Consider the following 25,059-nt stretch of genomic DNA (forward strand, 5'->3'; position numbering starts at 1 on the left):
TCGTGCACTCCAAGAGGCGCCAGTGAGCGTCTAGGGCATAACACTGAGCAATTCAGCCATTGGAACACTCACCCACAGTCCTTAGCGTTTGAGGCGACGAACGAGAACGGATGGGATGAGTAATGACCGTTGAGATTGGCGTGATACTGCCTACTTCCACACCTGATCCGCAGATCCCGATTCTGGGTGATGTGCGGGCAAGTGCACGGTTCGCCGAAGAGGTCGGTCTCGAATCGGTGTGGTCCACCGACCATCTCATCGCGAGCGCACCGATGCTGGACAGTACCGTCACGCTGGCGACCGCCGCGGCGGTGACCGATAGGATTCGAATCGGCTACAACGTCTTGCTGCTGGCATTGCGCCCGACGGCATGGGCGGCCAAGCAGATCAGCTCACTGCAGTATGTGTCGAACAATCGCCTGCTGCTCGGCGTCGGCACCGGTAATCCGGCTCACGGCGATGTCGGGTGGCGGGCCGCCGGTCTGTCGTTCGAGGACCGGGGGCGTCGTACCGACGAGGCGTTGCGGGTGCTGCCCGACCTGGTCACCGGTCGGCCGACGACATTGCCCGACGGACTCGAGTTGACGCTGTCGCCTGGATCAGCGATGCCGCCGGTATTGGTGGCAGGCAACGGGAATCGGGCACGCCGCCGCGCGGCCGCCTATGGCGACGGCTGGATTACGCTGCAGACCGGGCCTGATCAGATCGTCGCGGAGATCGCCGAGCTACGGGAACTCGCCGCACAGCACGGGCGACCCACTCCCGCGGTAACCGTTGTCGCGCCGTCGTTGTCGGCCGATCCTGGGCAGGCCGCCGAACAGGTGGCAGCCTACGCAGCCGCGGGAGTCGAGCGACTGACCCTCGCCCCGACCGGCCCCGACTGGCAACGCGACTATGAGTTCGCTGCGAAACTGGTTACCACGCAATAGGTCTGGCGATCAGCGGTCGGCCACGACCACTACCCCGCTGTCCGCCTCGAGCAGCTCCACCGTACGCGCGGCGGCGGTATCGACGTGCACCCGGGGATCGGCGGGTGGTTCGGCCTCGTAATACGTTCCCGGACCATAGAACTGACCGTACTTGACGACGACACCGTCGGCCTCGAGCACGGCCGCCTCGTGATCGCGAATCACCTCGCCGCGCCCGGCGGGCGGCTCCCACGCAATGCTTTGTGCGAGAAAATGCTTCGCGCCCGCCGCCCGCGCCGCGGTCAGCAGATTCCGCGTTCCCTCGGTACGGATCCGCGCATTCGCGCCTGCCAGCTCCGGCAGCAGCGCGGCATCGTCGGGCAAATCGGTGAGCTGATGCATCACCAGATCGGGACGGAACTCGACGACCGAGTCGGTCAGCGCGGCCAGATCGTAGACATCGCAGACCACCGGCCGCGCTCCCGCCGCGCGCACCTGCTCGGCCTTCGACTGCGAACGGGTCATGCCCGCTACCTCGTGCCCCGCGGCAACCAGCAAAGGCAGCAGCCGTACCCCGATGACACCGGTCGCGCCGGCCAGAAAGATCCGCATCCGGCCACACTATCCACCTCAGCCAAGGCTTGGAGCGAGCAGCCCTCTGATCAGAATGGTGAGCCACTCGGTGAGGTTCTCGACGAAGTCGAGGCGCGCCGCGGCCAGGTCGGAATGCTGTTCGTAGGCGGCGAGCATGGCGGCGGACGGGTTGGTGTGCGTCCAGAGCGATCCGGCCGAAAGCAGTGCTACGGCACAGAATTTCGTGGCACCGTCGGGGCCGAATTCCGGCACCTGGCGGGCGACAACGGCCGCAAGATCGGCGGTGGTCACGAGCGCGGCGCGCTTGAAGCGGGCCGCGACCTCCGGGGAGATATTGCGTTCGAGGACGGCCGCCTGGGAGCTGAACAGGTCGCACAGCACCGGATCGGCCGCTAGCGAGGCGACGATTGCGTCGACCAGCCGATGGCATCGAGTGGGCAGGTCGCCGTCGGTGTCCGTCAGCAGCTTCGCCAGCACGGCCACCCAGTCCCGGTACGACACATCCAGCAGTTCGAGCAGCACGGCTTCGCGAGAGTCGAAGTAACGCAACACATTCGACTTGGCCAAGCCGACGCGCCTGGCCAGCCCGTTCAGGCCGACGTCGGCGACCGGCATCTCCGCCAGCATCGCGGCAGCGGTGTCCAGGATGGCGCGTCGGCGCGCCTCCCGCTGCTCTTCGCTGCGCGCTCGCTGGAACTCGGCCATGCCACCAGTATTTCAGACCATCGGTCTATTGACAACGAACCACCGGTCCGTTAGCGAGACAGTCGTCGTCACCGAACCCGCCTGATCGACTGATCTGACGCCCGGACTACCCGGACGTGGGTATCCACGCAGGATTAGCCGCTCGTATGCTCGGTGCACAGCGGAGTCGATGAAGATGGAGGATCCAATGGCGGATCGGGAAGTGCTGACCTGGGAACTATTCGGGTCGGCGAGCAGGGAACTCGCGACCGAAATCGCCGACGACGGATTCGAGCCCGACCTGATCCTCTCGATCGCCCGTGGCGGTCTATTCGTCGCGGGCGCGCTCGGTTACGCGCTCGACGTGAAGAACCTGCACGTCATGAACGTCGAGTTCTATACCGGCATCGACCAGCGCCTCGATCTGCCGGTCATGCTGCCCCCGGTTCCCAAGGCCGTCGACCTCGCGGGCGCGACCGTCCTGATCGCCGACGACGTCGCCGACACCGGCGCCACCCTGAAGCTGGTGCGCGACTTCTGTATCGACCACGTCGCCGAGGTCCGCTGCGCGGTGATCTATCAGAAGCCGCACTCCGAGGTCGATTGCGAATACGTCTGGCGGCGCACCGACCGCTGGATCAACTTCCCCTGGTCCACCGAGCCGCCGGTGGTCCAACGGCAGGCACAGGTCCTCGACGCCTGACCGGATGCCGAGCGGCTACCGCTGCGAGCGCTCGGCAACAATCGTGTCCAGTCGCTCGCCCAGCGCATTGACCTGGTCGCGCAGCGCGATGACGGTTTCCAGCGGATAGTCGACGGCCACCAGCACCGACTCGATCATCTCCCGCGCCTGGTGCTGCAGGGCCTTTCCCGCCTCGGTGGCACGCAGTTCCACGGCACGGCGGTCGTGGGTGCTGCGGATGCTCTCGACCAAGCCGTGCGCCTGTAGCCGCTGGATGAGCGGCGAGACGGTGCCATAGTCGAGGCGTAGCTGTTCGCCCAATTCCTTCATCGTGATGGCGGGTCGCTCCCACAGCGCGAGCAGCGCGAGATACTGCGGGTAGGTCACCCCCATCGCGTCGAGGAAAGGCCGATAGGCCGCCGTCATCGATCGGGATGTGGAGTACAGGGCAAAGCACAGCTGTGCGGCGAGCGAGAGCAGGTCGTGGTCTGTTCCCCCGGAAATTGCGGTCGCAGTTCCGTTGGATTCGGCCGCTTCGACACGCACCACGGGTGTGGAATGCGCTTCTTCGGGCATGTCCAGCACTTTACGCACTGTGGCGAGGGCTTTGGCACCGCGCCGTTCTCAGCTGACCGAGGCGACGACGGCGTCTGTTGCCGCGGCGTCGCCGACGGTGATCCGAATGCCGGTGGAACAGTGTTTCACCTGGATGCCGTCGCGGGTGAAAGTGCCGCGCAGCCGGTCGATCTCGCTCGGCGGGCAGCCGGTCAGGTAAACGAAGTTCGCCGAGCTGGTCGGCACCGCGAACCCGAGATCGCGCAGGCCGGTGGTGAGCCTGCCGCATTCCAGGGTGATCGCCGCGGTACGCAGCGCCAGCTCTTGCTCCGCGTCGTAGCAGGCCCTGACACCCGCCTCGGCGAGGGCGGTCATCCCGAACGGCAACTGCCAGCGCCGGATTCGTGCGATGACCGGCACCGAGCCGACGGCGTACCCGACGCGCAGCGCGGCGAGACCGTAGGCCTTGGAGAAGGTGCGCATCACCACGAGGTTGCGATATCGCGCCAGCAGTTCGGCCGAGGGCACCCGTTGCGCCGGAGCGACGAAATCGATATAGGCCTCGTCGAGGACTACGGTCACCGACGGACTTATCCGGTCCAGGAAGTCCTGGAGGTCCCGCCTGCCGAGGCAGGTGCCGGTCGGGTTGTGCGGACTGCACAGCACGACCACCCTGGTGCGTGGGTCGACGGCGTCGGCCATCGCCGTCAGATCCTGGTGACCGTCCACGGTCAGCGGAACCTCCACCGCGCGGCCGCCGACCGTCGCGGTCAGCAACGGATAGCCGTCGAAGGTCGGCGACCCCATCACCACCCCGTCGCCGGGCGTGACGAACTCCTGCAGGATATGCATGATGACCCCGGTCGCGCCGGCGCCGACGACAATCTGGTCAGCAGGAAAGCCGAGACGCTGCGCGATGAGCTCCGGGAGCCTGCGCGGGATGAATTCCGGATACCGATTCGCCGACATCAGCGCACCACTCAGTGCTTCGCGCACCGAAGGCAAAGGGCCGTAGGGATTTTCGTTGAGCGAGAGCTGGTGCCCGAGCTCCGCGATCTGCGACACGTCCGCTCCCGCGCTCAGCGTCCGCCCCAGCGCACGGCGGCGGCAGCGGCGAAATCACCGGCGTGCGCGAAGCCCGCGAGCATGACCACCGAACCGGGCGGCACCTTCCCGGCCAGGACGGCATGGTCGAACGTGACGGGAATGCCTGCGCCGAACAGGTTTCCGCATTCGTCGAAGGTGTCGGGATGCCGCTCGGCCGGCAGCATCAGCGCGTCGCGCCAGTTGCGCAGGAACGCCCGATTGGGCTGATTGGTCACCAACAGGTCCAGATCGCTCGACCGCACACCGATCCGCCCGCACACCGCGTGCGCCACCTCCGGGACGATACGGTTGCCGCGCGCAAGCACTTTCGCGATCTGCGACTCGGTGAAGCCGACATGCATCTCGCCCGCACCGGCCTCCCAGTACTTACGCGGCGGATCGGCGATCACCGTCATCTGCCCGGCGAACTCGGGCAGGTGCCGCGCCTCCAGATCGAGAATGGGCGACTCATCGGATTTCACCAGTAGTCCGACGCCCGCGCCGTCACCCGGGATGGCTGCCTGCGGTTTGACGCGCACCTGCTCCTGGGTGAAGATCTGGCCCGCCGCATTCTGCACCGTGATGATCAGCGCCGAGCGAGCGTCGCTGCTCGCCAGGATCTGTCTGGCGATCTTCATGGCGTAGACGAAGGCGGCGCAACCGCCGTTGTGCAAGTCGATCAACCATTCCGGGGTAATGCCGAGCCGGGCGGCGATCTCGCCGCCATTGCCGACGATGCCGGTCTCGGGCAGCTGGGTGTGCACGATCAGCACATCGACCTCGGCAAGGAAGTCACTGCCGCGGCGCTCGAGCATCGGCGCGATGGCTTGCTCGGCCATATCGGCCGGTGTCTCGCCGGGTGCAATGTGGTGCCGGAACGGCGGAGCCTTGAACATGGCGCTCGTTGTCACGTCCTCCGGATCGGCATACCGGGTGAAATAGTCTGCCGTGACCCGGTTCTTGGGGAGGTAGCTCGAGACATCGACGAGGCTGATCGGCTGGGTTATGGTCGCTGCGCTCAAGATCAGACCATCCATTCCGGCTTGATCGGCTGACCGGCGGCGTGCCGATGTTCGCAGATCGCTTTCAGATTGCGCAGTTCCAGCAGATGGCCCGCATAGAAGAGATTCCAGAAGTCACCCACCCACACCGGACGATCCGGCGGCGCGGTGTCCGGATAACCGTTCTCGTCGTAGAACGGATGATGGCAATTGGTCCACAACACCACCGATCCAGGCTTGTTCAGCAGCACCTGCGCGTCGGCGACCCGCATCATGTAGATCATCCAGAGGTGCTCGGGCTGGTCCCAGGCACAGTGATAGTCGACGGTGCCCGCGGCGGCGTTGGCAATGGTGCGGGTATAGATGCGAGTGTGCTGGCCGATGCGATCGTCGGACACCCACAGGTCCGGCTCGCCCGTCGGCTCGAAACCGCGCATGCTGTAGGTCCATTCGCACAGGCTGCGGGTATCGGAGAGGTAGTCGAACACCTCCTGCGGAGGTGCGTCGATGTATTCGTTCACCGTGCAGAACTGCCCGTAGACCTCATCGTGCGGGTACACGGCCCTTGTCATGTCGAGCACCATCGGCATGCCTTCTTTGACGCTGATGTTCTCGATGCGGTACACGCCGGGCACGTCGAGCTCCGGGACTTCGATGGGCTCGACGCGCGGGCCTGCCGTAGCTGCTTCGGTCATGCGGAGAACTCCTTCAAGAACGGTGCGAACGGAGGGATTTCGTCGGGGTCACAAGCGATCTCGATGAAGACGGGACCTGGTACGGTGCGGGTCTCGTCGAGGGCGGCCGCGAACTCTGCCACCGTGGTGGTCGCGTAGGCGGGTAAGTGCGGGAACATGGCGGCGACCGAATCGCCGATGCGGGCGGCGCCGAATCTGTTGAACGTGTAGTCGCCGGTGAAATAGAGCTGTTCGCGGGTTACGCACATCGCATGCGCGTTGTTGTTGAACACGATGAAGGTGACCGGCACATGGTGTTCCACCGCCGTGTGCACCTCGTGCCCGTGCATGAAATACGCTCCGTCGCCCGCGATCACGAAGGTCCGCCGACGACGGCCGAGCGCACTGCCGATACCCGCGCCGAACGCATAGCCCATACCGCCCATACCGAGAGCGATGAGGAACCGGCCGTCCTCGGGTACGGGGAGGTGATGAACCACCGCCGCGCCGGTATTGCCCGCGTCGGCGACCACATCCGTGCCCGGTTCCAGCCGTGCCGCAATGGTCTCGACCGCATCGCGATAGCGCACACCGGGACCGGAGGCGGGCGGAACTCGGTGCACAGGAATAGAAGTCGACTCGATCCGCGGAATCGTGCCGTTCCCTGCGGAGAGCATCGCGGCCAGATCCAGCAGACCCCGCCCCAACGGCGTCGGCACTCGCTCATGGACCGGTACGAACGGCGCCTCCACACCCAGATGCAGGACCCGAGGGCAACTAGCAAGGGCAGCTTCGAGACCAGCACGAGCGAGCATCGGCATCGCCGTGCCCGCCAGCACGACCTGAGCGGCATCACCGATGAGCTCGCCGGCGTGCGGATGTCCCATGATGCCGACGACACCTCCGAAGAGCGGGTGGTCATTGGCGAACGCGTCCTTGGCATCCGGGGTCACCAGTACCTTCGCACCTACCGCGACGGCACAGACCTCGAGCTCGGCCCTTGCCTCGGCCCGCGCTATCTCCGGACCCGCGATAATCACGACCGGCCCCGGCCCGGCGGCGACGCCGGTCGGCACGGCCGACGATTGCTGTCGCGCGGCATCGAACCGAACCGGCGGACCGAAGCCTTCCAGCTCGTCCGGAGCCACCGCGGTCTGAATATCCTTCGGCAGCAACAGCACCGCCGGCCCACCACTCAGCGCGGCAGCGATCGCCTCCGACAATCGCGCCGCGAGGTCCCCGACCTCGGTGATCTTCGCGCAGTACCGCGCCACCGAGCCGAACAGCCGCTCGGCATCCAGGCGCCCCGCGCCGCCGCTGGTGTCCTGAAACGCGCCACGTCCTTCGACGGCCAACGGCGGCTGTCCGACCAGAGCCAGGACAGGTACTCGGGAATCGTAGGACTCCCCCAGCGCCGCAATCAGGTTCAATGCCCCACCGCCCGAAGTGGCAGCGACGACGCCGAGCCGGTTGGTGGCGCGGGCATAGCCGTCGGCCATGGTCGCGGCGCCGAACTCGTGTTTGGCGACGATCCCGGTGATCGGGGCGGCGCTGTGTTGCACCGCGTCGTAGAGGTCTTCGATATTCGCGCCACCGACCCCGAAGACGTGGTCGCTGTGTTCGGCCACCCGCGCAATGATCCGGTCGGCAACGGTTATGGGACGCTCAGCGAACGGACTCGTTACTTCAGTAAGATAAGCTCGTGTGCGATGCATCGCGCACAATGTATCTGGGACAGTTACGCTATTGCAATGTGAACCGCGTCATAGTCAGCTCGGAAATGCTTGTGTCGCAATCAATTTGAACAAGCGTCCACTCTGGTCGCGAGCCGCGAATAGTACGACCACGCACCGGCAATATGCGGCGCGTGGTCGACAGTGTCCTGATCGGCTGGCTAGCCGACCACCGAATTCATGATCGTGCCCGCGCTCGTCGCCACCGCGCCGCCCGCCATCGCGCTGGCGATCATCTTCGGCGACTGCAGGCCGCCACCGTTCCACTTCTCCCAAGCGAAGCGGCCGCCGCCATAGGTGATGGCGGTAATGCCGGACAGCTGGATGAGCCAGGTGAAATAGCGGCCCATTTGCATCAGCTTGTCCGCCATGGGCGGCGCCTCCGGAGTCGGATTGCCGACCTCTGCGAGAACGGTGTCGTGCAGCGCAGCGAGAATCATGCTCACTTTTCAGGCTCCTTATCGCATGCCGGGGTGATGCTGCAGAAGGAAGAGTCGGAGTGTCTCCGAATAAGGTGCGCCGCCGAGAAAATGCCTCGGATCACCGGCGCGGCGGCACTATCTGTTGCCGTCGACGCGGCAGTCGGGTGCCATGCCGTGTCCCGCTTTCCACTCGTTTGCTGAAGGAAAACTCTTTGACCTGATCGATTCAACCTTATCAAGATCACCCAGTGGGGGCGACACACCGATCTTGCTGTGACTCGCCACTTAGCGCGCCCTGTTCGCCACCGTTGCGGCGACACCTCGAATCCGACGCAATAGCCGCATGCCAGACGTTCGCCAGGCATATCCTGAGCGGGGAAAATTCGCAGTAAAGGGTCGTCGAGTGCTGGCGGCTCCGTGGAGGGAAATCGTGATGCAGGACAGCCAGGATCAGGCCACTGCTGGATTGCCGACCAAGATCGATACGAGCGTCGCACACGAAGCCCGCGTCTACGATTATTGGCTCGGCGGAAAGGACAATTACCCAGCCGACCGGGCCCTCGGCGACGCCATAGCTTCCCACATCCCCGCCATCCGCAGCATGGCCCGCGCCAACCGGGCCTTCCTCGGCCGGGCCGTGCGCTATCTCGTCGGCGAGGCAGGCATCAGCCAGTTCCTCGACATCGGCACCGGCATTCCTACCGCGGGCAACACCCACGAAGTCGCGCAGCACCTCGATCCCGCGGCGCGCGTGGTCTATGTCGACAACGACCCCATCGTCCTCGCACACGCCAGGGCACTGATGTCGAGCACGCAGGAGGGCAGGACCGCGTTCATCCATGCGGACCTGCACGACCCGAGATCCATCCTCAGCCAATCCACCCTGACCTCGACCCTGGACTTCGACCGCCCCGTCGCGATCATGCTCGTCGCGATCATGATGTATTTCCGCGACAGCGACGACCCGCACGGGGTGATCGACACCATGCTCGACGCCATCCCCTCCGGCAGCTACCTCGTAATCACCCACCCCACCGCCGATTTCGACGACCGCGCCATGGCCCGCGTTGTGTCGTCCGCGGAACAGGCGGGCATCACGTTCAACCCGCGCAGCGGCGCCGAAACCACAGGTCTGTTCGCCGGAACCGAGCTCGTCGAACCGGGCGTGGTTCCCGTCGTCACCTGGCGCCCAGAACTGACAGACAAACTATCGATGGGGTCGGTGCAGGCTTCCGTCGACCCCGAATCCGCCTGGTACTGGGCCGGTATCGGCCGCAAACCCTGACCTCACTTCGCGCCGGCGGACCGTTGTGTGTCGGTCTCACTGAGCACGGGTAGCGCCTGCACGGCCGCACCCAGATCGAGCACGGCCTGCGGATCGTTGAGCGATCGCCCGGTCAGCTCCTCGATACGGCGGATCCGATATCGAACGGTATTGGCGTGCACATAGAGGCGGCGGCCGGTTTCCACGGCCGAACCGCCTGACCCGTACCAGTGTTCGAGCGTTTCGAGCAGCCTGGTCCGCTCCTCGCGCGGCAACGCGAGCAGCGGGCCGAGCCGGACCCGGACCATCCGCTCCGCCTCGACCGGTGCGGCGGCCACCAGCATCGCCAATGGGTTGTCGTCGAATTGCGCGACGCCCGAGGTGCGCCCACGCAATCCCGCCAGCGCCAAACGGGCGAAGCGCAAGGCCTGCGGGGTCTCCGGCAGCGCCTCGTACGGTGGGCTCACGCCGACCCTGGCACCACGGCGCCGCAAGGGTTTGAGCACTGCGGCCTCCCGGTCCGAGGGGAACGAGAGCACACCGATCTGCTGGTCGGGCAGTAGCCGCCACGCTGACGGAATCTGCGAAACCCGCAGGGCGGCTTCGATACCGGGCAATGCCTCGCGCCCGGGGGACGGCACGTCCGCGGCCACCACGATGTAGCGCCCGGTAGGCGGCAGGCCAAGGATCCTGCTGGCCTCGCCGAGCGTGGCCGGATCGGCGATCACCCCGGTGAACAGTGCTTCCACCAAGACCGACCGCTCGTGCTCGCGCTGCAACATCAGCTCCGAGGTCGTCTCGCGGTAGGCGGCGGCCACGGCCACCGAGTACTCCCCTGCCATCGACCACACCTGCGCCGCAAGCGATACCAGCATCGCATCGGCCACCTCCGGGTGCCGGTGCGCCTCGCCGACCAGCTCCGACCACAGGAATTCGAATCCGATTCGGTAGGCCTGCAACGTCTCCGCCAAAGGCACTCCCTGCTTCGCCCTGATCCGGCCGGTCTCCCGCGGCGGCCCGGTATCGATGGGCGCGTCAGAGGTGAAGTGCTGCACCATCAATCGCAGATTCTTGGTGCAGGAGGTCTGGATCGACTCGAACGGGATCAGCGCGTCATTGCCGTAGGACTCGATCTCCGCGCGAAAACGCAGCGCGAGCCGCAGACCGAGATCGTCGATCCGGCCCAGCAGCACCGCGGCCATCTCAGCAATCGGCTGCGGCGGCTTCGAACGCGTCATCACCGCAGCGTACAGCCGGTACGATTGTCGCCACGAACAATCCGGCGAAGGTCGCCTTGTCCCCGCACCCATGGGGTAATCGCCGCGACGATGTGACGATTTCGGCGTGATCGAGCGCACGTTTGCGCGGTGTCGGCCATGACCGACCTGACCGCGAATCTCCTGGAATCCGCACAACGCCACCCCGATCGGCCCGCCCTGCGCCTCGGTGCGGCGGCGATGACGTATGCCATATCCCCGCCCACCGCGGAACCCGTTCCCGCACCGAATCTTTCGATCAGCCAGCACACCATGCCCGGCCGTTGCACGACAGGAGCCACCACATGTTCACCTATGCAGGCGCGGACGGTCTGACCATCCATGTGCACAGCTGGGCACCGGCCCGGCCACAGGTGCGCGGGGTCGTCCAGATCGCGCACGGCATGGGCGAACACGCCGCCCGCTATGCCCACCTCGCCGAAACACTCACCGGGCACGGCTATGTCGTGTACGCCGCCGATCAACGCGGCCACGGCCACTCCATTTCCGGAACACCGGGCGATCTCGGGCCGGACGGTTGGAATATGTTCGTGGCCGACATGGCGGCACTGACCAAGATTCTGCGCGACAGGCATCCCGCGGTGCCGCTGGTGCTCGTCGCGCACAGCCTCGGCGCCATGGCCGCTCAGCAATATCTGCTCGACGACGCCGAATTGCTCGACGGCATCGCCCTTTCCGGAGCCACCGCGGTGGACGGTCTGTTCGCCAATATCGCGGCCGTCGGCGGCGATCTGCTCGGGCTGTTCAATGCCGAGTTCCAGCCGATCCGCACCGCCGCCGACTGGATCAGCCGCGACGAGGCCCAGGTCGATGCGTATGTCGCCGATCCGTGGTGCGGTTTCGCCATCGACGACGCCAATATGGCGAGCTTGGCCGCGAACGCGGTGCAACGCCTCGCCCACCCCGCGAATATCCCCGCGGACCTGCCGATCTACATCATGGTCGGCGACCGTGACGCGCTCAACGACGGCCTGAAGCTGAGTGACCTTGCGGTGCAACGCTATCGGGATGCGGGCCTGGCCGACATCACTTACCGCATTTATCCCGACGCCCGGCACGAGCTCCTCAACGAACTCAACCGGGACGAGGTCGAAGCCGACCTAGTCGAGTGGATCGCCCGCGTCACCGGCTGACACCTCGATGCGGTCGAGGGGTAGTTCGAGCGGGGCGGCGGCATGCGCTGCCTCCCCGCGGTAGACCGACCGCGCAGCGGACTGTGACTCGAAGCACCAACCAATTGATTGTGCACAATATAATCGCCCACTACAGTTATGGACATGACCGAGCACCTGACCCTCGACGAGCAGATCTGCTTTCCGCTGTACGCGGCGTCCCGGGCGATGACCGCGGTCTACCGCCCACGGCTGGAACGCCTGGGCCTGACCTACCCGCAGTACCTCGTGATGCTGGCACTGTGGGAGCGTGACGACCGCAGCGTCGGCGATCTCTGCGACGCACTCGCCCTCGACTCCGGAACGTTGTCACCGCTGCTCAAGCGGCTGGAGGCGGCGGGGTTGGTGGCGCGGCAGCGGTCAGCCGCCGATGAACGTCGCGTCGATATCCAACTGACCGAGCGCGGTCGCGCGTTGCGGGCCGAGGCACGTGAGATCCCGGCAAGTATGGCCGAGGCCGCGGGCCTGTCCACAGACGAACTCGTGGCGCTGCGCGACACGCTGCGGCGAATGACCGATTCGCTGCTTTCCCATATCTGAGCTGTCCCAGTCCCGACCGAAGGAGAACAGGCATGAAGACCCTCTACACCGCGGAAGCACTAGCCACCGGCGACGGCCGCAACGGACACGCCCGCAGCACCGACGGCAAGATCGATGTCGATCTGTCCACCCCCAAGGAGATGGGCGGCAGCGGCGAGGGCACCAACCCCGAGCAGCTGTTCGCGGCCGGTTATGCGGCCTGCTTCCACTCGGCACTGCGCCTGGTCGCCAAGCATGCCGATGCCAATGTCGACGACTCCGCGGTCGGCGCGAAGGTGAGCATCGGACCGAACGAGGCGGGCGGCTTCCAGCTCGCGGTCACCCTCGAGGTGTCGCTGCCGCATCTGGCCGCCGACGAGGCGCGGGCGCTGGCCGACAAAGCCCACCAGGTGTGCCCGTACTCCAACGCGACTCGGGGCAATATCGATGTCGACGTCGTCGTAGCGGAGGACTGATCATGCGTGCAGTCGTCATCGAACAGTTCGGCGAGCCGAAAGACGTACTGACTGCCGCGCAGCGACCGACACCCGAGCCCGGCGCCGGTGAGGTGCGAATCAGGCTGATTCTCGCGCCGATTCACAATCATGATCTGGCTATTGTGCGCGGTGTGTACGGCTACAAGCCGACACTGCCGGCGATCCCCGGCACCGAAGCCGTTGGACGAATCGACGCGCTCGGACCGGGAGTGACCGGTCTCGAAATCGGGCAGCGTGTCAGTGTTTCCGGCATTCACGGGGCATGGGCGGAGTACTTCGTGGCCAGGGCCGCGCAGGTGGTCCCGCTGCCCGATTCGATTTCCGACGAAACCGCCGCCCAACTGCTGGCGATGCCGCTCAGCGCCTTGATGCTGCTCGAAGACCTGCACGTGGCGCCCGGCGACTGGATTGCCATCAACGCCGCCAACGGTGCGGTCGGCCGTCTGGTGAATGTGCTTGCGCGGCAACGCGGTATCCATGTGCTCAACCTGGTGCGTGGACCGGTGTCGGTGCGGGCGTTGCAAGAGTTGGGTTTCGAGCCGGTGATCGACACCGAGGCCGAGGGCTGGGTTGCGCGCGCCACCGAATCCACCTCGGGCGCACCGATTGTCCGTGCGGTGGATCAGGTCGGTGGACGCGCAGCCGACGGATTGTTGTCGCTGCTCGCGCCGAATAGTGAGTTGATCTCGTTCGGTGCACTGTCCGGACAGCCGCTCACCATCAACCCGGGCGCCCTGATCTTCAAACAGGCCATCATCAAAGGCTTTTGGGGTTCCATGCGCGCCGAGAACACCAGCGCGGACGATATGCGCCGGTTGATCGGCGAGTTGATCGGCATGGCGGCCGGCGGTGCCCTGCGGCTCGGTATCGAAGCCGTGTACCCGCTGGAAGCCGCAGCCGATGCGGCGGCGGCCAGCGAAACCCCTGGACGTAGCGCGAAGGTCGCGTTGTCGCCGGAGCCGGTCTAACCGACTCGAACCACGACCTTGCCGAAATTGCGGCCCTCGAGCATGCCGATGAACGCTTCAGGAGCATGCTCGAGGCCCTCGACAATGTCCTCGCGGTAGCGGACACGGCCCTCGGCGATCCAGCCGGACATGTCGCGAAGGAAGTCCTGGTACATCTCCTTCACGAATTCGGTCTGGATGAATCCGCGAATGGTGAGGCTCTTGGTCAGAATTCGGCCGTAGAAGGCGGGCAGCCGGTCCGGGCCCTCCGGTGCGCCGGATGCATTGTAGTTGGCGATGAGACCGCAAACCGGTACGCGCGCATAGGTATTCAGCAACGGATAGACCGCATCGGCCACCGCCCCACCGACATTCTCGAAGTAGACATCAATGCCATCGGGCACGGCGACCAGCAACTGCTCGACGAAGTCCGAAGCGCGGTGGTCGATGGCGGCATCGAAGCCGAGCTCATCCTTGACGTAGGCGCACTTCTCCGGGCCACCGGCGATCCCCACCACTCGCGCGCCTTTCATGCGGGCGATCTGCCCGACCGCCGACCCGACCGGGCCGCTCGCGGCGGCGACCACCACGGTCTCGCCATGCTTCGGTTGGCCGATCTTCAACAGCCCCGAGTACGCCGTGAACCCCGGCATCCCCAGCACGCCGAGCGCCGTCGAGACCGGCACTTTGTCCGGATCCAGCTTGCGCACACTGGAGGCGGGCACGACATCATGGGTCTGCCAGCCCGAATAAGCCAGCACCACATCGCCTTTGGCGAGCGAGGGGTCACGCGACTCGATGACCTCGCCAACCGTGCCGCCGACCATCACATCACCCACCTCGACCGGCGCCGCATACGACTTCGCCGCACTCATCCGCCCCCGCATGTAGGGATCGAGCGACAAAAACAACGTCCGCAGCAGCACGTTGCCCTCGCGGGGCTCGGGTATTTCCACGGTCTCGATACGAAAGTTCGCCGGGGTCGGTGCACCCACCGGACGGGACGCAAGCACGATTCTCGTCGACTCGACCATGCATTCACCCTAGACGGGCACAGCCGGACGCACTTCGTCTATCGCCCGAGCCGAGCCGAGCGAAGGCAAGCAGCCGTCTAATGAGCGCAGCCCGACACAGTCCGTAGCTCGTGCCAGGCCGAGCAGAGGCGATGCAGCCGCGTGGCCGACCCACCGGCCGGCGTCTGCGCCCCGGCAGCCGATACCAACGACCCGCACGACGCTGAATTCGCACATTTTCTCGGGATCCGCGCCAGCTCGGCACCCGCAGAGAATGCGAATCCCGATAAGAATGCGGATGTCGACGATGGACTCGGGGGCCGGGGCGGGTTACGCCTTGTGGAGGGTGACGCCCTCGGCGGTCAGCGCAGCGGTTTCGACGTCGGCTGCCGACTCGTCGGTGACCACGGCGTGCAGTGCTGCGGCCGGGGCGACGAACGCCAGGGCGGTTCGGGAGAGTTTGGTGGCTTCGGCGACGGCGATGACTCGGCGAGACGAAGCGATCGCGGCGCGTTTGACGGCTGCGTCGTCCAGGTCGTAGGCGGTCAGGCCGTCGGCGGCGTTCAGGCCGCAGCAGCCGAGTATCGCCGTATCGAAACGCAGCGCGCCCAGCGATGCGAGGGTCAGCGGGCCGGTCAGAGCCAACTCTCCCGGGCGCGGCGTGCCCCCTGGCACCAACAGGGTCAATTGCGGTGCCGCAGTGAGCGCGTTCACCGCGTGCAGCGACAGCGGCAGCACCGTCAGCCGCCGCTGCTCCAGCGCGCGGGCCACCTCGAGACACGTGGTGCCGCTATCGAGAACGACCGACTCACCGTCGGCGATCAGCCCGGCGACTTCGACGGCAATGCGACGCTTGATTGCCAGCCCCTCGTGCGCCCGCAGCGCGAACGGCGGCTCGTCGCCGCGCAGCAACAGGCTTCGCGCTCCGCCGCGGTAGCGCTCCACGACGCCTTGACCGGACAAAGCTTCCAAGTCACGGCGGATGGTCATTTCAGAGGCGCCGGTGAGCTCGGCCAACTCCGCCACCCCGAGCTGGCCTGCTTCGCGCACGGCGTCGGTAATCCGCTGTAGTCGATCAATGCTGGACACAACCACAATTGAACAGATTCAATGTTAGAAAGTCAATATTTCGAACATGTTCCCTGTGCGATATGTTCGAACCATGCAAAGATCGTTACGGGTCGGGCGGCTGGCCACGTTCGCGTACTTCGTATTGAACGGCTTCATCATCGGGATGTGGGTCGTCCATATCCCTGCCGTCGAGCATCGGGTAGGTATCACGCATGCCGTGCTCGGCTGGCTTTTGCTGCTGCTCGGAGCGGGCGCCTTCGCCGGTATGCAGGTCACGGGCCCGCTCGCCGATCGCTTCGGCGCTCGTATCGTTGTTCCGGTGAGCGCGGCTCTGTGCAGCGCAGCCGTGGTCCTGCCGGGCCTGGCCTCGAATGTCTGGACATTGGGTGCGGCGCTGCTGGCGCTGGGGTTCGGCAACGGCTGCCTCGACGTCGCCATGAATGCCCATGCGGTACAAGTCGAGCACGGCTATCAACGCCCGGTCATGTCCGCGTTCCACGCCACCTACTCGCTCGGCGGTGTCGCCGCCGCACTGATCGGCGCGCGCACCCTCAGCTGGGACCGGCACCCCGCCGCCACCCTCGGCGTGGCGGCGGCAGTCGGCCTCGCGGTCACCATACTGGCTGCTCCCGCGCTACTTCGACCCGAAAGCCCGCACGCTGCAGAGGCTTTCGTGCCAGAAATCCGGCGCAGTACGCCTCGGCGCATTTGGTTCCTCGCCGGACTCGCGCTCATGCTCATGCTCTGCGAAGGCGTGGCCAACGACTGGAGCGCGCTGCACCTCCGCGACGCGCTCGCCGCGCCGGCCGCCACCGCCGCCCTCGCCTACGGCACGTTCGCGACCGCCATGACCGTCGGCCGACTGCTCGCAGACCGAGTGGCTGCACGCTTCGGGCCCGCAACCGTCCTGCGATGCGGCGCATCCGTTGCCGCGCTCGGCCTCATCACGGTGGCACTGTCCCCATGGATTCCACTGACCCTCGCGGGGTGGACCGTGTTCGGCGCCGGGCTGTCCGGTTGTGTCCCCCAACTCTTCAGCGCGGCGGGCCAGGCCGACCGAAATGCCGCGGGCGCCAACGTCGCCCGCGTCGCAGGCCTCGGTTATCTCGGCGTGCTGGCCGGCCCCGCCATCATCGGACCCATGACGCATTTCGTGCCACTCGGCGTCACCTTCTTCCTACCCGTGGCGTTCTGCTTCATCGCCGCCGCCTCGTCCAGCGTCCTGCGTGCACAGCCCTCGGTGACGGAGCCTCGAACTCCTTTACCCATGGCCTCTTTGCAGCGTCATTCCAGGTAGCCGACGGATGCTCGCCTCCGCAGGTTGGGTGAGCGATCCGAGCAGGCGACTGTACGCCGCGGGCCGAGCGACCGGATATACCGCGGCCCCAGGCACTCTTGGATCAGCCGTACGATCCCCTTTGAGGAGAGGTGATTTGCGATGGAGCCGATATCGAGGGCGATCCAGCAAGATGACTGGTTTGTGCTGCTCGATCCGAGCTGGGAACCGACGATGCTGGGCAGCGGAGAACGATGGCAATGTCGGACCTTTCCAGCCGAACCCGGCCTATGTACCTGCTGATGAATCGACGCCGACCGACCCCGCAATGAGGAGGAAACAGTGCCTCTGCCCGCGGACCCATCGCCCGCGCGCAGGTCGACCTCATGCTTTCGGTAGTCGCCCGGATGGTCGGGCAACTGAATGCGGCTATCGGGGATGCCGCTAAAGCAGCCGGGGGCGCATCTCGGGCGCCGCCGGTGATCTACGCGGGTCCGGCGTACATCTGCATCATGGCGATGAGAGAGGCCGACGACAAGTCAGCCAGTCGGACGTGGACTCTGGTGATTTCGTCGGCCATGACAGCTCAGGCCGTGTCCAGAGGTTCACGGCAGCCGATGTCATCACCGTTCCTCTGAAGGATGCCGACGGGAAGATCATCGGAGTGTCGTTCCCGTCGAGGACGGGCGATGTCAAGCGACTCACGCGGTGGGCAAGTGCGGCCTTACGGTCGAGTGATTATGTGACCTACGCGGTCTGGAAAAAAGATCCGAGAGCGGAGAAGCCAGAGGCTTACGGTCGCAAGCGACGAGCCCCCTGGTCGGACGGCGTGGACAACAAGAAGCCGATATATGTGCACGCGCATGCCAACAGTCACACGTTCGACATCAGAATCCGAACAGGGCGCTGGCGAAAAGAAACTGTTCAGGTCGACGGGCAGACATACGCTCAATTGCTGTCCCGCAATGAGCATTTCGCAGACGCACTCCGAACGAATCCAGGTAGTCCTATAGTCCTGCTCTCCTGCAGCCCGGCCCGTCCCGGCGGTTCAGCGGCGAAAACGATGGCCGACGACCTGCACGGCAGAGGCGGCGTCGACCGAGACATCTATGCCGCGACCGGCGATGTCCTTACCGCGGTTCCGGACGGCAACGTCAGCATCGTCGGCGTCGAAGTCGACCCCGCTCTCGGCGATGCTGCGGATTCGCTGCGGGAAGTTCACCGGGCACCGCGGGGTGCACCGGCAGAGCGCGGTGAAAGTGGATAGCGCAAGATCGCGCGTTCCAGGATCAGGAGGCGTTCTCGATGGCCTCTTTGCAGCGCCATTCCAGGTAGCCGACGAACATCCAGTAGTCCTTGAACACCGGGTTGTGGGTGCCACCGTCGTGGAAACGGCGGTAGAGCTGTTGGATGATCCCTGCCAGTCGGAAGTTTCCGTACACCTCGTAGAAGGTCCAGTTGTGCACTGGCAGGCCGGTTGTACGGGAGTAGTAGTCGATGATCTCGGCGCGGGTCAGCATGCCGGGGACGTGCGTCGGCTGGCGTCGGAGTTGCTGAATGAAGTCGTCGTCGTCGGCTTGCACCCAGTAGGTCAGCGTGGCACCGAGCTCCATCAGTGGGTCGCCGAGGGTGGCCATCTCCCAGTCGAGGATGCCGAGCACGTCCATGTCGTCGTCGAAGACGATGTTGTCGAACCGGTAGTCGTTGTGGATCAGGCAGGTGCCGACATCGTCGGGCTGATTGGCCGACAACCACGCCATGACCTCTTCGTAGTCGGGCACGTTGTCGGTGCGTGCTTTGCGGTAGCGGTCCGACCAGCCGTCGATCTGCCTGCGCACATATCCGGCGCCCTTGCCGAGGTCGGTCAGCCCGACCTTCTCGACGTCCACCTGATGGAGCTCGATCAACTTGTCGATCATCTCGATACACAAGCCGCGCAACGCATCCGGGCCGATCGCTAGTTCGGCGGGGATATCGCGGCGGAGAATGAGTCCCTCGAGCTTCTCCATTACATAGAATTCCGAGCCGATCACGGACTCGTCGCCACAGAACGCCGACATCGTCGGAACGTATGGGAATACCGGCTTCAGACCGCTTTGGACGCGGAACTCGCGGCGCATGTCGTGCGCGGACGCCGCGCGATGCCCACCGGGTGGCCTGCGGAGGATCAGCTCGCGGTCCGGGTAGGACAATTGGTAGGTCAAATTCGATGCGCCACCAGGGAATTGGCGCACCGCAGGCGTACCAACCAACCCGTCGACCTGCGTCGACAGCCACTCGTGCATGGCCGCGACGTCGAAAGCGTCCTCGTCACGGACCGCGCCGGGGGTGTCGATGAGTCTTCTTTCATCGGTCGAGTGTCTTGTACTGGGCGAGCTCGATCCGCGAGACGACGCCGAGATGCACCTCGTCCGGGCCATCCGCGAGCCGCAGCGACCGCGCGCCCGCGAGCGCACCGGCGAGCGGGAAGTCGTTGGTCAGCCCGCCCGCGCCGTGCAGCTGGATCGCCATATCGATCACCTCGTAGGCCATGCTCGGCACCGAGGCCTTGATCTGCGAAAGCTCCGCCAGCGCACCGAAAGCGCCCTTGGTATCCAGCAGCCACGCGGTGTGCAGCACCTGCAGTCGCGCCTGGTTGATCGCGATGCGCGCACGAGCGATGCGTTCACGATTGCCGCCGAGATTGACCAGCGGCTTGCCGAAGGCGGTGCGCTCCATCGCCCGCCGGATGCCGATCTCCAGCGCCCGCTCGGCAAGCCCGATGGTGCGCATGCAGTGGTGGATGCGGCCGGGGCCGAGGCGGCCCTGCGCGATCTCGAAGCCCTTACCGAGACCGGCGATTACGTTCTCGCGCGGTACCCGAACATTGTCGAAGCTGACCTCGCCGTGCCCGTACGGCTCGTCGTGATAGCCGAACACCTCGAGCATCCGCTCGACCTTCATTCCCGGTGTGCCGACCGGCACGATGACCATCGAGTGCCTGGCATGCCGGTGTGCCTCGGGATCGGTCAGGCCCATGAAGATCACGAACTTGCAGTTCGGGTGGCCGATGCCGGTAGAGAACCACTTGTGGCCGTTGACGATGATGTCATTGCCGTCCGGGATGGCGGTGGCGGCCATATTGGTCGCGTCCGAGGAGGCCACCTCGGGTTCGGTCATACAGAACGCGGAACGAATCTCCCCCGCCAGCAACGGATCCAGCCACTCGCGCTGCTGGGCCTCGCTGCCGTAGTGCACCAGAACTTCCGCATTGCCGGTATCGGGCGCGTTGCAGTTGAACACCTCCGACGCAATGACATGCCGCCCCATCAACTCGGCCAGCGGCGCATACTCCACATTGCTGAGCCCCGCCCCCTGCCCGGTCGCCTCGGAGTACGCCTTCGGCAGGAAGAAGTTCCACAGCCCCTGCTGGCGCGCCTTGGTCTTCAGCTCCTCGATGACGGGCAGAACCACCCACGGGTCGTCCAACTCCCGCAACGTGCGCAGATACTCCTCCTCGACCGGCTCGATCTCCTTGGCGATGAAGTCGGCTACCTTGCCGTGATACTCGGCCGCGCGCGGCGATGCTGCGAAGTCCATGCTCCGAGGTTATGCACTTACTGACCGCTGTTCAATAGTCTCGGCGAGCGCGCCTGAGCCGCGGGCATAGGCTTTCACCTATGACGACGAGCAACCCGTTCTTCGACCGCAGCACGCTTCCGTACCAGCTGCCCCCGTTCGCCGAGATCGGCGAGGAGCACTACCGGCCCGCGTTCGAGTGCGGGATGGTCGAGCAGCTGGCCGAGATCGCCGCTATCACCTCCGTCGACGAGGAGCCGACGTTCGCCGATACCGTGGTGGCGCTGGAGCGTTCGGGGGAATTGCTCACCCGGGTGGCGAATGTCTTCTTCAATATCGCGGGCTCCGACTCCAGCGCGGCCACCGACGCGATCGAGGCCGAGATGTCCCCGAAGCTGGCCGCTCACCGGGACGCGATCTATCTCGACCCCGAGCTCTTCGCCCGGATCGAATCGCTCTATCGACGGCGCGATGAACTGGGCCTGGACGCCGAGGAACTGCGGCTGCTGGAGCAATACCACGTCCGGTTCGTCAGGGCCGGCGCCCGATTGGACGCCGCGGGACAGGTCCGGCTACGCGAGCTCAACGCCGAACTTGCGGCAGCGGCAACCGAGTTCGGGCAGAACAACCTGGCCGCCACCAACGCCGCGACGCTGGTCTTGGAGAAGGTGGAAGAACTGGCCGGGCTCGGGCCGGTGGCAGTGGCCGCCGCAGCCGAGAACGCCCGGTCGCTGGGACGCGAGGGGGCGTGGGCGTTGAGCCTCCAGAATTTCTCCAACCAATCCGTCCTGGCCGAATTGGCCGACCGCGACGTCCGGCGTCGTGTGATGGCGGCGTCGCTGGGGCGCGGGTTGGGCGAGGACGGTCGCAACGGCCGCGTCGCCGTCCGGATCGCCGCGCTGCGAGCCGAGCGGGCAGCGCTGCTCGGCTACCCGGACCACGCGGCGTACGCGGTGGAGGACCAGACCGCGAAGACCGCTGAGGCGGTCGAGGAGATGCTCGGACGGCTGGTTCCGCCCGCGGTGGCCAACGCGGAGCGGGAGGCGGGCGAGCTGGTGAACGCGATGCTGACGACACAATCTCCGGCAGCGGATATCGAACTCCGCTCCTGGGACTGGCAATTCTGGTCGGAAAAGGTTCGGGCCGAACGGTTTTCGGTAGATGCCGAGGCGCTGCGCTCCTACTTCGAGCTCGAGCGGGTACTGCGGGACGGCGTGTTCTACGCCGCCGAGAAGGTCTACGGGATCACCATCCGCGAGCGCGAGGATCTGGTCGGCTACCACCCGGAGGTCCGGGTCTTCGAGGTATTCGACACGGACGGCAGCGCGCTCGGCCTGTTCCTCGGCGACTTCTTCACCCGTCCGTCGAAGCGCGGCGGGGCCTGGATGAACGAACTGGTCAGCCAATCCCGGCTGCTGGAGACCAGGCCGGTGGTGGTCAACAACCTCAACATCGCAAAGCCGCCGGCGGGCGAGCCCGCGCTGCTCACCTGGGACAACGTCAGGACGCTGTTCCACGAGTTCGGGCACGCACTCCATGGGCTGTTCTCGGATGTGCGATACCCGTTCTTCGCCGGAACCGAAGTACCGCGGGACTTCGTGGAATTTCCATCGCAGGTGAACGAAATGTGGATGGCCCAGCCGGAGATACTGGCGAACTACGCCAAGCACATAGAGACCGGCGAACAGATGCCCGCCGAACTGGTCGAACGCATGGCGGCGGCCGAGCGATTCGGCGAGGGCTTCCGAACCGTCGAGTACCTCGGCGCGGCACTGCTGGACTGGACATGGCATCGCGTGCCTGGAACTGAGGCTCTGGCCGAGGTGGACCCCGAGGCGTTCGAGGAGGAGGCGCTGCGGAAAGCGGGCCTCGCGATGGAGACGATTCCGCCGCGCTACCGGACGGGCTACTTCGCACACATCTTCTCGGGCGGTTACGCGGCAGGCTACTACTCCTACATCTGGAGTGAGGTACTGGACGCGGACACAGTGGAGTGGTTCAACGACGGTGTCGCGTCGATCCGTGAGAAGGGCGAGACGTTCCGACGCGAGCTGCTCGCCAAGGGTGGGTCGGTGGATCCGCTGGAGGCATTCGAGTCCTTCCGGGGCCGAGCACCCGAGATCGAACCGCTACTGGTTCGGCGGGGGCTGGTCGACTGACGAGACGCCATTGACGGGCGGCGGCGCGTCGCCGGGACTCGAGTGCTGTTGTCGCCGAGCCTCTTTGCGCGGACCGCGCGAAAGCCAGTGATGCGTGCGCGCCTATCGCGGATAGCTGGTCGCCGAGCCACACATTCCGAAACCGGATTCGGTTTGTCGACGCGATGTTCAATGGCACCATGACAATCGAGATCACCAAGGCGGCGGACCCCACCTTCGAGTGGCTGGCCGCGCAGGTCGGCGCCGGTGCCCTGTGGCGTCCGGCCGACTTGCCCGAGCGGCTGGAGCACGCCGAGTCGCGGGCCTTCCTCACCGAGGTGGGGTTCCCGGCGGTGGCGGTGGACGGCGAGTGGTTCGACTCGGCGGACTTGCCGGAGAAGGGTATGTGGGAGGCCGACCCGGACGAGCTGTTCGGCCGCCGCTACCCCGACGACGACTCCCCGCCCGCGAAGTACGCCTACGGCCTTGGCGAGTTCTACGGGGAGATGACCCTGATGCTGGACGGTGAGACCGGCGTGGTCCAGGTCTACGCGCCGAGCGGCTGGGACCACGGCGAGGGCGACCAAGGCGTCGCGTTCGCCTCGGTGCGGGAGGCAGCCGGGGCGGTGGCGTTGATGGCGGGTCTCGCCGCGCGGCTGGAGGGTCCAGACTCGGACGAGGCCGCACGGGAGCTGATCTCCGCGATCCGCGCCCACGAGTGGGCGGAGTCGACGTATTGGGTCTGGGTGTTGGAGCGCCTGGAAGAGGACTACCTGGAGCAATAGCCGCGCAACTTCCCTGTGTGGTTGTTCGCGGAGGGTGGCGGCAGCGTGTGCGCAGACGGCGATCCAGACGATGCCTGAGGGCACCATGCCGAATACGCCCGCATCGCGGGGAGATCTCCGGAAGGTCAGCTCAGGATCGAAATCCTGACCTAGCGGCGAGCCGTTATCAGCCAGGCACGCGAGTCGAACCAAACGCCGCCGGTTGTGCTGTGCGCGGCCATCACCAGGCGCAGCCGTTCGAGCGCCCGCTCGGTCGCGTCGGCATCGAGCTGCACGAGCAGATCGCTGGCCATACGCAACACGAGCACCGCGTCAACGGCGGCGTCGGGGTCCGCGCCGTAGTAGATGGGCTCGCACACGTCGGTGATGCGTACATCGGTAAACCCGGCCGTGGTGAGAATGCCGTCCACCGTGGCCGGATCGGCCAGGGAGAACGGGCCGTCACCCGCAATGGGGACCGGCGGGTCACCACCCACGAGTGCGCGGTGTATCGCGGCCACCCACTCTTGTCGACTACCGTCCTGCCAGACCAGTTGCACCAGCCGCGCCCCGGGCAGTAGCGCGCGCCCTATGTTGGTCAATGCCTCGACCGGATCGGCGAAGAACATCGTGCCGAACCGGCTGATCCCAAGGGTGAAATGCGCCGGTGGGAACGAATGGACCTGTGCATCCGCCTGCTCGAATCGCACATTGCGGAGTCCCTCGGCTGCGCCGAGTCGGCGAGCACGCGCCACCATTACCGAGGATGCGTCAACGCCGAGTGCGCTGCCCCGGATCGCGAGCCTGGCGGCATCACGGGTGGTCTGCCCGGCGCCGCAACCGATGTCGAGGACCTTGTCGTCGGGTGCCACGTCGATGACGTCGCGCAGCCGCTGATGATAATGGCGTAGCTCAGCGTCGTAGTCGAACACGCTGTTCGAGTCCGGTCCTACGCGATTCCCACGGTCAACCATGGACCCATCTTGGCAGCCACATCGCGCCGAGGAGCGGCAGCGCCCGGACCGGTAGCGGAGACCATAACAACTCCCGACGGCTGCGCGACATGGGAGAGACGGCGCAGGACGGCATCGGGTCTCGAGTGTGTCGCGCCGTCGCGCGGCGCGACACCTCGCCTGGTGGCGCCGGATCACCACGCGGCGCCCTCGGATAAAACAACCGAATTTGATCATCGAATCCGCGTCCAGGGTGAAGATCAAATGCGAG

The 25,059-nt window shown here is 65.8% G+C and carries 26 protein-coding genes; 12 read left to right on the plus strand and 14 right to left on the minus strand.

Annotated elements, in window-relative coordinates; genetic code table 11:
* Positions 1–122: 122 nt before the first annotated feature.
* Positions 123–929, plus strand: coding sequence for an LLM class flavin-dependent oxidoreductase (locus tag ACFQZZ_RS18375; RefSeq protein WP_378681752.1), 807 nt, complete (start codon positions 123–125; stop codon positions 927–929).
* A 9-nt stretch (positions 930–938) separates the two neighbouring features.
* Here the strand turns inward: ACFQZZ_RS18375 and ACFQZZ_RS18380 are convergent, their stop codons facing one another.
* Both ACFQZZ_RS18380 and ACFQZZ_RS18385 read right to left on the minus strand, forming a co-directional pair.
* On the minus strand, positions 939–1,520 hold the full coding sequence (locus ACFQZZ_RS18380) for an NAD-dependent epimerase/dehydratase family protein (protein WP_378681755.1): 582 nt from the start codon (positions 1,518–1,520) through the stop codon (positions 939–941).
* Between the two features lie 18 nt (positions 1,521–1,538).
* Positions 1,539–2,207 carry a TetR family transcriptional regulator gene (locus ACFQZZ_RS18385; protein WP_378681758.1) on the minus strand — a complete coding sequence of 223 codons (669 nt, stop codon included), beginning with the start codon at positions 2,205–2,207 and terminating at the stop codon, positions 1,539–1,541.
* Positions 2,208–2,394: 187 nt separating this feature from the next.
* Between ACFQZZ_RS18385 and ACFQZZ_RS18390 the strand changes: the two genes are divergently transcribed.
* Positions 2,395–2,889: a phosphoribosyltransferase gene (locus ACFQZZ_RS18390; protein ID WP_378681761.1), complete on the plus strand. Its 495-nt coding sequence runs from the start codon at positions 2,395–2,397 to the stop codon at positions 2,887–2,889.
* Positions 2,890–2,904: 15 nt separating this feature from the next.
* Here ACFQZZ_RS18390 and ACFQZZ_RS18395 read toward each other — a convergent pair whose 3' ends face one another.
* The 6 genes from ACFQZZ_RS18395 to ACFQZZ_RS18420 all read right to left on the minus strand — a co-directional run bounded on the left by ACFQZZ_RS18395 (position 2,905) and on the right by ACFQZZ_RS18420 (position 8,357).
* Positions 2,905–3,444 carry a MarR family winged helix-turn-helix transcriptional regulator gene (locus ACFQZZ_RS18395; protein ID WP_378681764.1) on the minus strand — a complete coding sequence of 180 codons (540 nt, stop codon included), beginning with the start codon at positions 3,442–3,444 and terminating at the stop codon, positions 2,905–2,907.
* Between the two features lie 48 nt (positions 3,445–3,492).
* Positions 3,493–4,488: a pyridoxal phosphate-dependent aminotransferase gene (locus tag ACFQZZ_RS18400; RefSeq protein WP_378681767.1), complete on the minus strand. Its 996-nt coding sequence runs from the start codon at positions 4,486–4,488 to the stop codon at positions 3,493–3,495.
* 14 nt (positions 4,489–4,502) lie between these two features.
* Positions 4,503–5,531 carry a 3-oxoacyl-ACP synthase III family protein gene (locus tag ACFQZZ_RS18405; protein ID WP_378681770.1) on the minus strand — a complete coding sequence of 343 codons (1,029 nt, stop codon included), beginning with the start codon at positions 5,529–5,531 and terminating at the stop codon, positions 4,503–4,505.
* A gap of 2 nt (positions 5,532–5,533) precedes the next feature.
* On the minus strand, positions 5,534–6,205 hold the full coding sequence (locus tag ACFQZZ_RS18410) for an SRPBCC family protein (RefSeq protein ID WP_378681773.1): 672 nt from the start codon (positions 6,203–6,205) through the stop codon (positions 5,534–5,536).
* The gene (locus ACFQZZ_RS18415; RefSeq protein WP_378681776.1) at positions 6,202–7,899 is read right to left on the minus strand and encodes a thiamine pyrophosphate-binding protein; all 1,698 of its coding nucleotides are present in this window, start codon (positions 7,897–7,899) and stop codon (positions 6,202–6,204) included. The genes ACFQZZ_RS18410 and ACFQZZ_RS18415 overlap by 4 nt, the downstream gene beginning before the upstream one ends.
* Before the next feature lie 179 nt (positions 7,900–8,078).
* Positions 8,079–8,357, minus strand: a complete 279-nt coding sequence (locus ACFQZZ_RS18420) for a hypothetical protein (protein WP_378681904.1) — start codon at positions 8,355–8,357, stop codon at positions 8,079–8,081.
* Between the two features lie 415 nt (positions 8,358–8,772).
* On the opposite strand from ACFQZZ_RS18420, the gene ACFQZZ_RS18425 reads away from it, so the two are divergent.
* Positions 8,773–9,624, plus strand: coding sequence for an SAM-dependent methyltransferase (locus ACFQZZ_RS18425; protein WP_378681906.1), 852 nt, complete (start codon positions 8,773–8,775; stop codon positions 9,622–9,624).
* 2 nt (positions 9,625–9,626) lie between these two features.
* On the opposite strand, the gene ACFQZZ_RS18430 is transcribed toward ACFQZZ_RS18425, so the two are convergent.
* Positions 9,627–10,841, minus strand: a complete 1,215-nt coding sequence (locus tag ACFQZZ_RS18430; protein WP_378681779.1) for a PucR family transcriptional regulator — start codon at positions 10,839–10,841, stop codon at positions 9,627–9,629.
* Positions 10,842–10,979: 138 nt separating this feature from the next.
* Here ACFQZZ_RS18430 and ACFQZZ_RS18435 point away from each other — a divergent pair, with 138 nt between their 5' ends.
* The 5 genes from ACFQZZ_RS18435 (at position 10,980) to ACFQZZ_RS18455 (ending at position 14,036) form a co-directional block, all read left to right on the plus strand.
* Positions 10,980–11,195 (plus strand): hypothetical protein, encoded by a 216-nt coding sequence (locus tag ACFQZZ_RS18435; protein ID WP_378681782.1) that lies wholly within the window; start codon positions 10,980–10,982, stop codon positions 11,193–11,195.
* On the plus strand, positions 11,165–12,013 hold the full coding sequence (locus ACFQZZ_RS18440; protein ID WP_378681785.1) for an alpha/beta fold hydrolase: 849 nt from the start codon (positions 11,165–11,167) through the stop codon (positions 12,011–12,013). The genes ACFQZZ_RS18435 and ACFQZZ_RS18440 overlap by 31 nt, the downstream gene beginning before the upstream one ends.
* Before the next feature lie 144 nt (positions 12,014–12,157).
* On the plus strand, positions 12,158–12,592 hold the full coding sequence (locus tag ACFQZZ_RS18445; protein ID WP_378681787.1) for a MarR family winged helix-turn-helix transcriptional regulator: 435 nt from the start codon (positions 12,158–12,160) through the stop codon (positions 12,590–12,592).
* Between the two features lie 32 nt (positions 12,593–12,624).
* Positions 12,625–13,047 carry an organic hydroperoxide resistance protein gene (locus ACFQZZ_RS18450; protein ID WP_378681790.1) on the plus strand — a complete coding sequence of 141 codons (423 nt, stop codon included), beginning with the start codon at positions 12,625–12,627 and terminating at the stop codon, positions 13,045–13,047.
* A gap of 2 nt (positions 13,048–13,049) precedes the next feature.
* Entirely contained in the window at positions 13,050–14,036 is a 987-nt protein-coding gene (locus ACFQZZ_RS18455; protein ID WP_378681793.1) for a zinc-binding dehydrogenase, read from the plus strand.
* On the opposite strand, the gene ACFQZZ_RS18460 is transcribed toward ACFQZZ_RS18455, so the two are convergent.
* A complete protein-coding gene (locus ACFQZZ_RS18460) occupies positions 14,033–15,049 on the minus strand; it encodes an NADP-dependent oxidoreductase (RefSeq protein WP_378681796.1) in 1,017 nt (338 codons plus the stop codon). The two genes, ACFQZZ_RS18455 and ACFQZZ_RS18460, sit on opposite strands and share 4 nt — an antisense overlap.
* Positions 15,050–15,358: 309 nt before the next feature.
* Complete coding sequence (locus ACFQZZ_RS18465; protein WP_378681799.1) at positions 15,359–16,117, minus strand: DeoR/GlpR family DNA-binding transcription regulator; 759 nt, start codon at positions 16,115–16,117, stop codon at positions 15,359–15,361.
* A gap of 73 nt (positions 16,118–16,190) precedes the next feature.
* Here ACFQZZ_RS18465 and ACFQZZ_RS18470 point away from each other — a divergent pair, with 73 nt between their 5' ends.
* Together ACFQZZ_RS18470 and ACFQZZ_RS18475 are read left to right on the plus strand one after the other, a co-directional pair.
* Positions 16,191–17,396 carry an MFS transporter gene (locus ACFQZZ_RS18470; protein WP_378681801.1) on the plus strand — a complete coding sequence of 402 codons (1,206 nt, stop codon included), beginning with the start codon at positions 16,191–16,193 and terminating at the stop codon, positions 17,394–17,396.
* 1,042 nt (positions 17,397–18,438) lie between these two features.
* A complete protein-coding gene (locus ACFQZZ_RS18475; RefSeq protein WP_378681804.1) occupies positions 18,439–18,642 on the plus strand; it encodes a hypothetical protein in 204 nt (67 codons plus the stop codon).
* Between the two features lie 22 nt (positions 18,643–18,664).
* On the opposite strand, the gene ACFQZZ_RS18480 is transcribed toward ACFQZZ_RS18475, so the two are convergent.
* A complete protein-coding gene (locus tag ACFQZZ_RS18480; protein WP_378681806.1) occupies positions 18,665–19,660 on the minus strand; it encodes a phosphotransferase family protein in 996 nt (331 codons plus the stop codon).
* Positions 19,661–19,721: 61 nt separating this feature from the next.
* Positions 19,722–20,954, minus strand: a complete 1,233-nt coding sequence (locus tag ACFQZZ_RS18485) for an acyl-CoA dehydrogenase family protein (RefSeq protein WP_378681808.1) — start codon at positions 20,952–20,954, stop codon at positions 19,722–19,724.
* An 80-nt stretch (positions 20,955–21,034) separates the two neighbouring features.
* On the opposite strand from ACFQZZ_RS18485, the gene ACFQZZ_RS18490 reads away from it, so the two are divergent.
* Together ACFQZZ_RS18490 and ACFQZZ_RS18495 are read left to right on the plus strand one after the other, a co-directional pair.
* Positions 21,035–23,092 carry a M3 family metallopeptidase gene (locus tag ACFQZZ_RS18490; RefSeq protein ID WP_378681811.1) on the plus strand — a complete coding sequence of 686 codons (2,058 nt, stop codon included), beginning with the start codon at positions 21,035–21,037 and terminating at the stop codon, positions 23,090–23,092.
* Between the two features lie 179 nt (positions 23,093–23,271).
* Positions 23,272–23,856 carry a hypothetical protein gene (locus ACFQZZ_RS18495; RefSeq protein ID WP_378681814.1) on the plus strand — a complete coding sequence of 195 codons (585 nt, stop codon included), beginning with the start codon at positions 23,272–23,274 and terminating at the stop codon, positions 23,854–23,856.
* Positions 23,857–24,005: 149 nt separating this feature from the next.
* On the opposite strand, the gene ACFQZZ_RS18500 is transcribed toward ACFQZZ_RS18495, so the two are convergent.
* Complete coding sequence (locus ACFQZZ_RS18500) at positions 24,006–24,809, minus strand: class I SAM-dependent methyltransferase (RefSeq protein ID WP_378681817.1); 804 nt, start codon at positions 24,807–24,809, stop codon at positions 24,006–24,008.
* Positions 24,810–25,059: the final 250 nt, after the last annotated feature.

The organism is Nocardia sp. GCM10030253 (assembly GCF_042675075.1).
Classification (GTDB): Bacteria; Actinomycetota; Actinomycetes; order Mycobacteriales; family Mycobacteriaceae; genus Nocardia.